Source organism: Paraburkholderia fungorum, assembly GCF_046027605.1.
GTDB lineage: Bacteria > Pseudomonadota > Gammaproteobacteria > Burkholderiales > Burkholderiaceae > Paraburkholderia > Paraburkholderia fungorum_F.
The window spans coordinates 25454-38956 of the sequence record NZ_JAQQEF010000030.1 but is presented as its reverse complement, the minus strand read 5'-3'; the positions used below and the strand labels follow the sequence as shown (position 1 = coordinate 38956).

At 61.6% G+C, this 13503-nt stretch carries 8 protein-coding genes, 1 tRNA gene and 1 pseudogene; 7 read left to right on the top strand and 3 right to left on the bottom strand.

Translation table 11 applies throughout. From position 1 onward, the window contains the following. From PQR53_RS32830 to PQR53_RS32820, 3 genes are all read left to right on the top strand, one after another. The gene (locus PQR53_RS32830) at nucleotides 1-2019 is read left to right on the top strand and encodes a sodium:solute symporter family protein (protein ID WP_408463685.1); all 2019 of its coding nucleotides are present in this window, start codon (nucleotides 1-3) and stop codon (nucleotides 2017-2019) included. A 73-nt stretch (nucleotides 2020-2092) separates the two neighbouring features. Continuing rightward, nucleotides 2093-2183 (top strand) — tRNA-Ser (locus tag PQR53_RS32825). 862 nt (nucleotides 2184-3045) lie between these two features. After that, a complete protein-coding gene (locus PQR53_RS32820) occupies nucleotides 3046-4308 on the top strand; it encodes an MFS transporter (protein WP_408463682.1) in 1263 nt (420 codons plus the stop codon). Between the two features lie 8 nt (nucleotides 4309-4316). Here PQR53_RS32820 and PQR53_RS32815 read toward each other — a convergent pair. Next, nucleotides 4317-5213: pseudogene (locus PQR53_RS32815) on the bottom strand (DMT family transporter); the annotation flags it as partial. 140 nt (nucleotides 5214-5353) lie between these two features. Between PQR53_RS32815 and PQR53_RS32810 the strand changes: the two are divergent. Beyond that, nucleotides 5354-6274 (top strand): LysR family transcriptional regulator, encoded by a 921-nt coding sequence (locus PQR53_RS32810; RefSeq protein WP_408463679.1) that lies wholly within the window; start codon nucleotides 5354-5356, stop codon nucleotides 6272-6274. A 169-nt stretch (nucleotides 6275-6443) separates the two neighbouring features. Here PQR53_RS32810 and PQR53_RS32805 read toward each other — a convergent pair whose 3' ends face one another. Continuing rightward, a complete protein-coding gene (locus PQR53_RS32805) occupies nucleotides 6444-7223 on the bottom strand; it encodes a hypothetical protein (RefSeq protein WP_408463676.1) in 780 nt (259 codons plus the stop codon). 1162 nt (nucleotides 7224-8385) lie between these two features. On the opposite strand from PQR53_RS32805, the gene PQR53_RS32800 reads away from it, so the two are divergent. Together PQR53_RS32800 and PQR53_RS32795 are read left to right on the top strand one after the other, a co-directional pair. Continuing rightward, nucleotides 8386-10113 carry a tetratricopeptide repeat protein gene (locus tag PQR53_RS32800; RefSeq protein ID WP_408463673.1) on the top strand — a complete coding sequence of 576 codons (1728 nt, stop codon included), beginning with the start codon at nucleotides 8386-8388 and terminating at the stop codon, nucleotides 10111-10113. Between the two features lie 183 nt (nucleotides 10114-10296). Beyond that, a complete protein-coding gene (locus PQR53_RS32795) occupies nucleotides 10297-11322 on the top strand; it encodes an aldo/keto reductase (RefSeq protein ID WP_408463670.1) in 1026 nt (341 codons plus the stop codon). A gap of 274 nt (nucleotides 11323-11596) precedes the next feature. On the opposite strand, the gene PQR53_RS32790 is transcribed toward PQR53_RS32795, so the two are convergent. Continuing rightward, complete coding sequence (locus PQR53_RS32790) at nucleotides 11597-12340, bottom strand: SDR family oxidoreductase (protein WP_408463667.1); 744 nt, start codon at nucleotides 12338-12340, stop codon at nucleotides 11597-11599. A 139-nt stretch (nucleotides 12341-12479) separates the two neighbouring features. Between PQR53_RS32790 and PQR53_RS32785 the strand changes: the two genes are divergently transcribed. Then, nucleotides 12480-13394 (top strand): LysR family transcriptional regulator, encoded by a 915-nt coding sequence (locus tag PQR53_RS32785; protein WP_408463664.1) that lies wholly within the window; start codon nucleotides 12480-12482, stop codon nucleotides 13392-13394. Nucleotides 13395-13503 lie beyond the last annotated feature (109 nt).

Genomic DNA, 13503 nt, shown 5'->3' with positions numbered 1-13503 from the left:
ATGACGCTCACGAACCGGCTGATCCGCTCATACGCGTTTTATACGCTCGGCTTCCTGCTATTCATCTATGTGATGTGGCGCATCGAGCGGAACACCGGCCCTGGCGTGTGGATCGGCTATGTGTTCCTGTTCGTGCCGATTGCGGTCTATGCGGTGATCGGCTTGCTATCGCGCACGTCCGACCTCGTCGAGTACTACGTCGCGGGGCGGCGCGTGCCGTCCGCCTTCAACGGCATGGCGACCGCGGCCGACTGGTTGTCCGCGGCATCGTTCATCGGTCTCGCCGGGTCGATCTATGCAACTGGATATGACGGTCTCGCTTACCTGATGGGCTGGACCGGCGGCTATTGCCTCGTCGCCTTCCTGCTCGCGCCGTACGTGCGCAAGCTCGCGCGCTACACGATTCCCGATTTTCTCGGCACGCGTTTTTCGAGCAATGCCGTGCGTGGGCTTGCCGCGTTAGCCGCGATCCTATGCTCGTTCGTCTATCTGGTCGCGCAGATCCAGGGTGTCGGCCTGATTGCGACGCGTTTTATCGGCGTGGATTTCGCGGTCGGCATTTTCTGCGGGCTGGCCGGCATTCTCGTGTGCTCGTTTCTGGGCGGCATGCGTGCAGTGACGTGGACCCAGGTCGCGCAATACATCATCCTGATCGCGGCGATTCTGATTCCCGTGTCGATGATCGCGCATAAGGATGGCCTCGGCTGGGTGCCGCAGTTCAACTACGGCCGTTTGATGGAACGCGTGGAGGTGCTGGAAAAGCAGGTGCGCGACGCGCCACTCGAGCAGACCGTGCGCGACGATTACCGCCGGCGCGCCGCGTCGATGCAGATGCGGCTCGATACGTTGCCGCAATCGTTCGTCGACGAGAAGCTGCGCCTCACCCAGGAGGTGGCGGATTTGCGGCGTCATAACGGCCCGCTGCGCGAGATCAAGGAGCGGGAGAGGGCGCTGGAACAGTTTCCACGCGATGCCGCCGCCGCACAGATCGTCTGGACTCAACGCCGCGACGAGATGCTGATGCGCGCGGCGGCGCCGGTGCCGATGCACGAGCCGTTTCCCGCCACGAGCGATGAGGACCGGCGCACGCATGAGCGCAATTTCCTGTCGCTGCTGCTGTGCCTTTCGCTTGGCACCGCGAGCCTGCCGCACATCCTGACGCGTTACAACACGACGACTTCGGTGGCGTCCGCGCGCCGCTCGGTCGGCTGGACGTTGTTCTTCGTCGCGCTGTTCTATCTGACGGTGCCCGTGCTGGCCGTGCTGATCAAGTATGAGATGCTGACCAATCTCGTCGGTCATCACTTCGCTGATTTGCCGCAATGGCTCACACAGTGGCGCAAGGTCGAGCCGAGTCTGATCAGCCTCGCCGATACGAACGGCGACGGAATCGTGCGCTGGAGCGAGATTCAGATGCAGCCGGACATGGTCGTGCTCGCCGCGCCCGAGATCGCGGGGCTGCCGTATGTGATGTCCGGGCTGATCGCGGCGGGCGCGTTGGCCGCCGCGCTTTCGACTGCCGACGGTTTGCTGCTGACCATCGCCAACGCGTTATCGCACGACGTCTACTATCACATGGTGGATCCGACGGCATCGAGCCAGCGGCGCGTGACGATCTCGAAGATTCTGTTGCTGGGGGTGGCATTGTTCGCTTCGTATGTGGCGTCGCTCAACACGGGGAATATTCTGTTTCTGGTGGGCGCGGCGTTTTCGCTGGCGGCTTCGAGCCTGTTTCCGGTGCTGGTGCTGGGTGTTTTCTGGAAACGTACGACGCGGCTTGGCGCGGTGGCGGGCATGGTGGCGGGGCTGGTGGTGTGCATTTACTACATCGTGTCGACGTATCCGTTCTTCACGCAGATGACGGGCTTCGCGGGCGCGCGGTGGTTCGGAATCGAGCCGATCAGCTCCGGCGTGTTCGGCGTACCGGCGGGGTTTCTGGTGGCGATCGGGGTGAGTCTGGTGGACCGCAAACCGGACGCTTATACGAGGGCGCTGGTGGACTACATCCGGCATCCTTGAGTGGGCCTGTTTTGCGGGTTTGGAGAGGGGTGTGGCGCAGGGCGCGAAGTTTGCTATAATTCGGCTCCCCGCCGGAGAGATGGATGAGCGGTTTAAGTCGCACGCCTGGAAAGCGTGTATAGGTTAATAACCTATCCGGGGTTCGAATCCCCGTCTCTCCGCCAGGACACCTCTGGCCTATAAAATGCCTGATTTATAAGGCCTAATCGTGTTGGTGAGTTCTCGCCTACCACACAGCTTTGCCAAGCATCCCACACATTGAGCAGGGCGGAAGTGACCGCCCCCAAGGTTTTATCGGACCGGCGGAAGCATCACGTCTATCGCTGTAATGAGCCCTTCGATCTTGCGCTCATCAATCGAGAGGCATTTGATTGGATGGAGATTGGCCTTCCAGCGCCCGCGTCTTCATCTGCAATTGCTCGATGAGCACTCCGCGTAGGACATGCATCCAGAAGTCCAAGCCAGCGAGCATGCCAACCTGACATGGTGCGTAGCGCGATACGTGTATTTTGTCGCTTCCCTGCGGTTCACGCTGAAGCTCCCTCCCTTTTCCACGCACGAGCGTCGTCACGCGCAGCCCCTTAGGCGCGCATCAGGCAACACGCGCGATTCTCTGACGCTGGGCGCGCGCATCCTGGATGCCTCGGTTCTGCTCGGGAACCGTCTTGTTTGTTGAACATCATGAGCATTTACCTATCCTTGGTAACAGGCGGCCGGGTTATTCGGTCACGATGTCCCAATCGGACGGAGGGCCCCGCATGTTCGAAGCATCCCGCGATGCTGCTGCACGTAGCCGGGAGGCGCGGGTGATGCGCCGCTGGGTGGTCTCCACTTCGCCCGCGTAAAGAGCGGCTATCACGTGTCACGATAGTAGCCCGCCGTCCGCCAATAGAAGCGCCCTCCGGCCTCCGATCCGCTGCCACACTCTTACAAAAAGAAAGCCCCACGTAAGTATAAAAACTAAATAAATAAACTTGCTCTAAACTACCAGCCGCCCAAGCCAGCCTAGTAGAGAGCAAGAAGCCAATGCCCCAGCCTTCAGCCGATCCCACCGGCGGTCCTAACTTCAGTTTGCCCAAACACCCCACCTTCCAACGTTTCTGGTGTACCCGCATCCTCTCGTCGCTGTCTTTCCAGATGCTCGCCGTGGCAATGGGCTGGCACATCTACGCGCTCACGCATAGCGCTTTCGCATTGGGCCTCGTCGGCCTCGCCCAATTCCTGCCGATGTTCCTGTTGACGCTCGTGGTCGGTCACGTCGCCGATCGGTACGATCGTCGCCGGATCGCGGCCGTCTGCCAAAGCCTCGAAAGCGTCGCTGCATTGCTATTCGCCTTCGGCACCTTCGGTGGCTGGATCAGTGCGCCGGTTATCTATGTGCTGGCCGCATGCGTCGGCGCGGCCCGCGCTTTCGAATCACCCGCGGTTGCCTCGTTATTGCCGGCCGTCGTGCCGCGCGGGCAATTGCCCAAAGCCACGGCATGGGCGACCTCCGCGAATCAGTCCGCCCAGATCGCCGGTCCGGCATTGGGCGGCCTGCTCTACGGCATCGGCCCGGGCGCGGCCTATCTCGCATGCACGCTGTCGTTCGCGGCCGCTGCGGCTACCGTGTGGGCCATTCCGTTGCAGGCCAGGGTGGCGAGCCGCGCGCCGGTCACGCTCGAGTCGGTGTTCTCCGGCATCGCTTTTATCCGCAAGGAGCCTGTGATACTCGGCGCGCTTTCGCTCGATCTGTTCGCCGTGCTGTTCGGCGGCGCGACCGCGCTGTTACCGGTTTTTGCACGCGACATCCTGCACACAGGCCCGCTCGGTCTCGGCCTGCTGCGCTCGGGCACCGCCATCGGCGCGCTCGCGGGCACCATCTGGCTTGCCCATTTCCCGCTGCGTAATCGGCCCGGCGCTGCGATGTTCGGTGGCGTGATCGCGTTCGGTGCCGCCACGATCGTGTTCGGTCTATCGCATCAATTCCTCGTGTCGCTCTTCGCGCTCATGGTGCTGGGCGCATCGGACACCATCAGCGTCGTGGTGCGCCTGTCGCTCGTGCAACTGCGTACGCCAGACGAAATGCTGGGTCGTGTCAGCGCGGTCAATTCGCTGTTCATCGGGACATCGAATCAACTGGGCGAGTTCGAGTCCGGCGTGACAGCAGGATGGTTGGGCGCGCAGCCGGCCGTGCTGCTGGGCGGCGCCGCGACGATCGCCATCGCGTTGTTGTGGATGCGGTTTTTTCCGGAACTCAAGCGCACGCGTTCGCTGGAGCGAGAGGAAGCGCTCGCGCCGAGCAGTTGATCGATACGGCTCACGCGCAACGACGTCCATCGCACCGTCGCGAGAATCGAAGCCACCACGATCAAGGCGCCGCCGATCCACGCCACCGTTGAAATCCGTTCACCTAACCAGATGCAGGCGAACAGCGCGCCGAAGGCCGGCTCGCTCCCCATCAGCAGTGACACGCGCGTTGGGCTGCTGCGCTTGATCGCGAAGTTCTGCGCGAAGAACGCGAATAGCGTGCATGCAATCACCAGATAGCCGACATAGCCCCAGAACCCGGCGTGCCCGGCGAGCGACGGCATCGGCTGCCACTGTTGCGGCGCAAACAGTAACGCCACCGCGGCGCTGCCGAACGCCACCACGCCCGACTGAACCGTGGTCACCGACAACGGCGGCAACGCGGAGTCGCGCATCACCCGTTTAGTCACGCAGACATTCAACGCACGCAGCAGCGCGGCGAGCAGAATCAACGCGTCGCCGGAACTGAAACTCAGCGCGCCATCCCCCGCCAGCAGCCAGGCGCCGAATAGCGAAAGGGCGACCGCCATCCATTCGATGCGGCTCGGCCTGCGTTTGAGCAGCCACCATTCGACGAGCGGCGTCAGCACCACGCACAGGCTGATTAGAAACGCCGCATTGGCCGCGCGCGTCAACAGAATGCCGAAGGTCTCGCAGAGAAAGATACCGAGCAGCAGCGCGCCCGCGATGAGCACGCCCCGCAGCGTGCGGGCATCGGCGGCGCGCAAATGGCGCAATGCGGGCGACAGGATGACAAAGGTGATGCCAAAGCGGATCGTCAGCAAACCCAGCACCGGATAGAACACGAGAGCGCTTTTGACGACGCCGTAACTGGTGCCCCACACCACGGCAACCGCGAGCAGCATCAGATCGGAAAGCAGAAGCAGGCGTTGTTGTTTCGACATGGCGGGGTGGACCTCAAGCGGATGAGCAGGTATTGCGCCCATATTGTCGAATTTTGCGCGCGAGGCGATAATCGGGTCGCCACGCACAGCTTTTATGTCTCAAACGCATTAATAGGCGTCCCCTCAGCGAGTTTCTCACGATGAACCCAACCGACCTTTTCGCGTTGCTGCCGGATATGGCGGTTTTCGCGCGCGTCGTCGATGCCGGCAATTTTTCGGTGGCCGCGCGTCAGCTCGGCAGTACGCCGTCTACCGTCAGCCGTCAGATCAAGCGGCTCGAGGACGCTTTGGCGACACGTTTGCTCGAACGGTCGACGCGCACGGTGCGGGTTACGGAATCGGGTGCCCAGGTCGTGCGTTTCTGCCGCGACATGGTGAGCGCCGCGTCGGGCGCGGTGGACGCTGCCGGGCAACTGGCCGATAGACCGCAAGGCAAGGTCAGCGTGAGCGCGCCCACCGCGTTTGCGAAGACCGTGATTCATCCGCTGATTCCCGGCTTCCTGCGCGCGTATGAGGAAGTCGACCTGCAACTGCTGTTCACCGATCACGACGTCGACCCGCTCGCCGACGATGTCGATCTGGTGATCCGCCTCACCGAGCATCCTCCGCAGGGGCTCGCGGGACGCAGGCTGGGCGCGGTGCGCTGGCTACTGGCCGCGTCGCCGGCTTATTTACGCGAGCGCGGGATGCCCGCGCAACCGCGCGATCTCCTCAAGCACGACTGCATTTATCTGGGCGAAACCGCCGATGACAACCGCTGGCGCTTTCGCCGCGGCACGGAGACGCAAAGCGTCGACGTGAAAGGGCGTTACATTGCCAATCATGCCGGCGCGCGGCTCGAAGCGGCACTGCTGAATTTTGGCATTGCGAACTTGCCCGAATTTGCCGCTACCGATGCATTGCTGAGCGGCGATCTGGTGCAGGTGCTGCCCGACTGGAATCTCGAAGCGCGTGCTTACGTGGGGGCGGTGTGGTTGTTGTATCCGCCGAACCGCTTCTTGCCGCCCAAGGTAAGGGCATTGATCGACTATCTTGTCGAGCACATTCACGAAGCGGCTTAAGCAGCGCAGTTCAAGTTCATCGCGCAACGCGGACGCGCGTGGTGCTGGCGTAGGCGCGGATGTCTGGCGAAGGACGAAGGCGGAATCGCTCGCGTCATCACGATTCATCGCGCCCATCGAGGTGAAGCGCGTTCACACCCCGGGTGTGGAGATACGCCGGCGGCGCTGATTACGCATCGTCTTGCTTGAAGCGATCTTGAACGGCTACCAGTTGATCGTCGGTGGTGGCGACGATCCATAGACGGGCGCGCTCGGCCATCAGGCGATTGTGATCTTTCAGGACGCCCATCGACACGGCGGTTTTCCACGCGACGGGTGCGGCGCGGCTGGTTCTTCCAGAGGGTGTGCCGACCAGCAATGCGTAGGGTCCGAGGGGTAGCGAGACGAATGGCATGGCCGGCTTGACGCGCACGCGCCAGTCGATGAAGGGTGAATCGCTGAACAGCAGCGGCGTGGGCAGACCGTGCAGCACGGTGAAATCGTAGAGCGCGAGTTGTTCACGCATGGGTCCGTAGACCCGGCGAATATCGTTGACGAGTGCCGCGCGGATTTCGTCGTCGAACATTGCTTCCTGGGTGTAGTGGTCGACGGCTTGCTGCGCGTCGTGCTGATAGGCGCTGAAGATCGCGAGGTCGACGCAATCGTGGACTGCGCGTTGGACTTCCGCGGCCGAGCCGGCTTCTTCGGGTTTGCCGAGTTGCGCGGCGCGCAGAAAGCGTGCGAGGGCGGCGTCCTGGGTTGACGGGCCGGTGACCTGTGGGTCGTCGGCGGTGTCTTTGTCTAACGGGACGTAGAGGTATTTTTCTGCTGCGAAGCGGGATTTTTTGCCGTCATCGAAGCTGATCTCGCCGTTGGCGCAGTTTAGAAATCGAGTGCCGATGTGGCCGTGTTCCCAGACGTAGTTTTTGAGGAAAGGGCGCAGGGGGTGGAGTGGGTCTGGTTGATGCATTTTGGTTTTGCACTCCGTGCGGGTTGGGGTTTGGGTATGGTCACATGGAATTGCGGTTTTTATTTGGGTTTTTTTGGGCGCGTGACGCTTGGTTGTTTGCCTTCGGCGTTGGCCTTTCCCTGATCTGGTTGCCTGCGTGGCGCTTTGTTTGTGCCTACGGCGTGGGCCTTTCCTTGATTCGTTATTGGTTTATTAGCGTTGCCCCTGTGCGGGGCGGCACTTACTTTCTTTGCCGCGGCAAAGAAAGATAAGCAAAGAAAGCCGCTCAACCCGCTAATTCTTAAGCGGGTCCCCCGCACAGCCACGGTAGTGGTGCATCTGGAATCTGTGTTCCCGCGCATTCGACGTGAGTGACAAGGCGCTCATACTTCCCGCCTCGCACTACGCGCTCTCCGGAAGGGTCGATCATCGAAGCTGTGGCTTCGGTCGTGCGCGGTGGGGCCATCGGCTTCGCCTCGGCGCGAGCTGGTCTGCCGAGAAAGCGCGTATCCGCTGCGAGGCAGCACGCGGAGATAAAAAATCAACGGCTTTATCAGGGCAGCAGGCCACGGCTCATGCTTCACTTGGCACGACGTGCACGCATCCCCCCATCCCTTCGCCTGCGTGCGCCTTCGGCTTGCTTGTTTCTCCCACGGTCACCCGGATGCATCGCCGAGGCGAAGCCGATGGCCCCACCTGCCTCAAACGAAGCCGCCGGTTTGCACGATGAGCCCTTCCGGCGAGCACGCAGTGCGAGGCGGGAAGTATGAGCCCTTTGTCACTCACGCGAAGTGTGCGAGAACACAGATTCCAGATGCACCACTACCGTGACTGTGCGGGGGACCCGCTTAAGAGCTGGCGGGTTGAGCCGCTTTCTTTGCTTATCTTTCTTTGCGGCGGCAAAGAAAGTAAGTGCCGCCCCGCACAGGGGCAACACTAATAGACCAATAAGAAATCAAGGAAAGGCCAACACCGTAGTCACACAGCCGAAAAGGCCACCCCCACAGGCCCACACCCGAAAAGCCCAACGCCGCAGGCACACACCCAAACTGAATACACCATTTTCAGCGATAATCAGCCTCATTCCCTCGATCCCCGGCCTGACCCGCGCCGTTTCCAGCGCGACTCAACCAGTTCGAAAGCCCTTTCCCGATTCCACGCGGATTCATTCAAAGCTCGTCTCATGAGCAAGCCTGCCAATCTCCCGCAACAGTTGGACCACATGCTTCGGCAAGCCATCGCGCTTCAGCACAACGGCGCATTCGCCGAAGCCGAAGAACTCTATCGCGAGATCCTCGACCTCAAACCACGCCATTTCGACGCGCTGCAATTGTTGGGCTCGCTCGCGCTGCAAACGGGTCGTCTGCAAGAGGGCATCGAGTTGCTCAGAAGGGCGCTTGCCATCAACGCGAGACAGGCGCCACTTCATTCGAATCTCGCGTATGCGCTCAATAGCCTGCAACTTTTCGACGAAGCCCTCGCGTGCGCCGATCGCGCACTCGCATTGCAGTCCAAATTCCCGGACGCACTGAACAATCGCGGCAACGCACAGGCCGGCCTGAATTTGCCGCTTGAGGCGCTCGCCAGCTTTGATCGCGCGATCGCGTTAATGCCGGATTTCGCGCAAGCCTGGAACAATCGCGCCTGCGTGCTGCGCGATCTGGGCCGTCCTGCCGATGCACTGACAAGCTGCGACCACGCACTCGCATTGCAGCCGAACTATCCCGATGCATGGAGCAATCGCGGCAATGCGCTCAGCGACCTTAATCAGCCGCAAGAAGCGGAGCGTAGCTATCGGCGTGCACTTGAGCTCTCGCCTGCGTTTGCGGATGCCTGGAACAATCTCGGCCTGACCCAGATCGATCTCAACCAGCACGCTCAAGCGTTGTCGAGCTACGAGCGCGCGCTGGCGGTGAATCCCGCAGCAGCGGAAACACATTGGAATGAATCGCTTTGCCTGTTGCAATTGGGGCAGCTCGAGACTGGGTGGCAGAAATACGAATGGCGTTGGGAACGCCGCCGCATCAAGGCGAGCAAGCGCGCCTTCACACAACCCCTTTGGCTGGGGGATTTTTCAGTCGACGGCAAAACGATTCTGCTGCACGCCGAGCAAGGTCTCGGCGACACGCTGCAGTTTTGCCGCTATGCCGCGCTAGTGTCAAAGCTCGGCGCCAAAGTCGTGTTGGAAGTACCGTCCGAATTGATGCGGCTGATGTCCACGCTCCACGGCGTGGATCAATTGATCGAAGCGGGGCAGGCACTGCCGCCGTTCGATTGTCATTGCCCTCTATTGAGCCTGCCGCTTGCGTTCAAGACCGATCTCACGACCATTCCCGCAACGACGCCTTATCTGTTCGCGGACCCGCAAGCAACGCGTGAATGGGCCGCGCGTATCGCAGCACAAGCGCCAGGGCGCTTGAAAGTCGGGCTCGTCTGGGCAGGTGGCAATCGGCCGCATGTCGCCGAGCTCCGCAAGAACGACGCACGCCGTTCGATTACGTTCGAGCGGCTCGCGCCGGTTCTCGATGTGCCGAACGTGCAGTTCTTCAGTCTGCAGAAAGGCCCGGCCGCGCTGCAATTAACGCGTAACGATCCGCACGCGAGCGTCGTCGATTACACAGAAGAACTCGATGACTTCGCCGACACCGCCGCGTTGGTGGCGAACCTCGACCTGGTGATATCGGTGGACACATCCACCGCGCATCTCGCTGCCGCGCTGGATAAACCGGTATGGATCCTGAACCGCTTCGACAGTTGCTGGCGCTGGATGCTGGAACGTACCGATTCGCCCTGGTATGCACAAGCGAGGTTGTTCCGGCAGCCGGCACTGGGCGATTGGGACAGCGTCATTCGAAGTGCGCGTGACGCGCTGGCCGCATTGAACGCCGAGCGAAAACCGGCGGTGCAATGAAGACAAGGCGCCGTCCCTGCGTTGGCTGAACAGGTCGGGACGGGGCGCTTCATCCGTCGCCATGACAGTGCTCTTTAATCCGCGCGACACCCGTCATCCCAACGCGAGGCCGCCGGCACGTTTGCACAGACGCGCGTAGACTGAACGTCCGTTTATCGATGGTTACGCCACGGAGATTGATCAATGGAATACAGACATCTGGGTGCATCCGGTTTCAAGGTGCCAGTCCTGAGTTTCGGTACGGGCACATTCGGCGGCAAGGGCGAATTTTTTCAGGCGTGGGGCGCCACCGATGTCGCCGAAGCGCGTCGCCTGATCGACATCTGTTTCGATGCAGGCGTTACGATGTTCGACAGCGCGGACATCTATTCGAGCGGCGCTTCCGAGTCGGTGCTCGGCGAAGCGCTCAAGGGCAAGCGCGACAAAGCGATCATTTCGACCAAGGCGACCTTTCGTTTCGACGACGGTCCGAACAATGTCGGCTCGTCACGTTTTCATCTGATCCAGGCGGTGGACGCGGCGCTCAAACGTTTGCAAACCGATTACATCGACCTGTTCCAGTTGCACGGTTTCGACGCGAGGACGCCGGTCGCCGAAGTCATGTCGACGCTCGACGACCTCGTGCGCGCGGGCAAGATCCGCTACACGGGCGTGTCGAATTTCTCTGGCTGGCATCTGATGAAATCGCAGGACACCGCGGATCGTTACGGCTATCCGCGCTACGTCGCGAATCAGACTTACTACTCGCTGATCGGCCGTGACTACGAGTGGGAGTTGATGCCGCTCGGCGTCGATCAAGGCGTGGGCGCGGTGGTGTGGAGTCCCCTCGGCTGGGGGCGTCTCACCGGCAAGATCAAGCGCGGTCAGCCGTTGCCGGAAACGAGCCGTCTGCATAAAACCTCCGACATGGGGCCACCGGTGCCGGACGAATATCTGTTTCGCGTGCTCGATGCGATCGACGAGGTCGCGGCCGAAACCGGCAAGACCGTGCCGCAGATCGCGCTGAACTGGCTGCTGCAGCGTCCGACCGTTTCGACCGTGCTGATCGGCGCGCGTAACGAAGAACAGTTGCGGCAGAACCTGGGCGCAGTGGGCTGGAATCTGACGCCCGAACAGGTGGCGAAGCTCGACGCTGCCAGCGCTGTACGTCCCGCGTATCCGTACTGGCATCAGGAAGGATTTGAGGAGCGTAACCCGAAGGCGGTTTAAGCGTGCTGCCTGGCGTAGCCACCGGGTAACGACTCGCGCCGGCTCGACTTGCTACCTGGCGAGTCGGCCGGAGCGTCCTCGTCGTCATCCCTGATCAACGCTTGACCTTCGCTTCGAGCAGATCGCCCATGCCGATCCGTCTCGCGATCTCGATGCGCACGTGCGCCCGTCACCAGGATGACGTTCTGTTGCATGTCTCTTCTCCGATTCGATGAACGTGATACGACGTTTAAAGATGCTGTGAAAACAGCGCCTTCTGCATCTTCACGTCGGCTTAAGCCACGCCGCCGTTGGCACGCAGGATCTGGCCATTGACCCAGGCCGCATCCGGGCCGGCGAGGAAGGACACCACCGACGCGATGTCGTCGGGCTGGCCGAGGCGTTGCAGCGGCGGCATCTTCGCGAAGGTCTGAATCTGTTCTTCAGTCTTGCCGTCGAGGAACAGCGAGGTCGCGATTGGGCCGGGCGCAACAGCGTTGACGGTGATGTTGCGGCCGCGCAGTTCCTTGGCGAACACGTGCGTGAATGCCTCGACGGCCGCCTTGGTGCCGTTGTAGATCGCATAGCCCGGCATGTTCAGCGCCAGCGTGGTGCTCGAGAAGTTGACGATGCGTCCGCCGTCGTTCATCCGTGCGGCCGCTTCGCGCAGGGTGTTGAAGGTGCCGCGCACGTTGATGTCGAAAGTCTGGTCGTACAGCGCGTCGCTGGTGTCGGCGAGCGGCACCGTCTTCAGCACGCCGGCGTTGTTGACCAGCACGTCCACTTTGCCGAGCTGCTGTTCAGTGGTTTCGAACAGGCGACGCACGTCGTCGGCTTTCGATACATCGGCTTTCACCGCGATGGCACTGGTGCCCGCTGCCGTGAGTTCGGCGACCAGCGCATCAGCCTCCGTCGAACTCGATGCGTAGTTCACGACAACCGCAAAACCGTCCTTGGCGAGGCGTTGCGCAACGGCTGCGCCAATGCCACGGGATGCGCCGGTAACGATGGCGACTTGCGCGCGCTGGGTCGTGTTCATGATTCGTTTCCTTCTGTGTAGTCGGTTGGTGAGATGAATCATGGACGCTTTTCTCGTTGAGATAATCGGGCTAGACTTGCCATAATAATTCCATTTACTTTAATAATCGGCCGGTGAGCCGCTCGTAAAGGCGTTGAACATGGATCGTTTCGAGGAAATGCGGGTCTTCGTGCGGATTGCGGAACGGCAGAGCTTCACGCGCGCTTCGGACGATCTGCAGATTCCGCGCGCCACCGTCACTAATTTGATGAAGCGTATGGAGCAGCGGCTCGGCGCGCGGCTGCTCGAGCGCACTACGCGCTCGGTGCGGTTGACGCACGACGGAGAGGCGTATTACCGGCGCTGCGTGCGGTTGATTGCCGATATGGAGGAGGCGGAGGGCTCGTTTTCCAACCTCGCGCCGAAGGGCCTGTTGCGCGTGAATCTGCAGGGCACCTTGGCGCGGCACTTCATCGTGCCGGCGCTGCCTGCGTTTCTCGCGCGGTTTCCCGACATCGAGCTGACGATCGGCGAGGATGACCGGCTAGTCGATCTGGTGCGTGAAGGGATCGATTGCGTGTTGCGGGCGGGCAATCTGCAGGATTCGTCGATGGTGGGGCGGCGCGTGGCGCAGCTGCCGCAAGTGACGGTGGCGAGTCCGGCTTATCTGGAGGCGTATGGCGAGCCGGGCGATCCGACGGACTTGTCGATGCATCGGGCAGTCAATTATCTGTCCAGTGCGACCGGCAAGCCGGTGCCGCTCGAATTCAGAGTCGATGGCCGCGATACGGCGGCCTACTTGCCGTCGGCGGTGTCGGTGACCGGCGCCGATCTCTACACGGGCGCGGCGATAGCGGGGCTCGGCATCGTGCAGGTGCCGCGGTACCGTGTGGCGGGAGAGCTGGCAGCGGGGCGGCTGAAGATCATCCTCGCGGACTTCCCGCCGCCGCCGATGCCGGTTTCGGTGCTGTATCCGCAGAATCGTCAGTTGTCGTCGCGGGTGCGAGTGTTTGCGCAGTGGTTGCGCGATATTTTTGAGGCCGCGAGTGTGCAGACGGGGACGGGGGGACCATGAGGGACGCTGTTGCCATGATGACTCGAACCGTTGTTGTAACTTTGGTTGGTATGCGGCGTCGATATGTTTCGCGTGATGCGCGGGCGGTGTGTTGTTTTGTGCGGGGCGA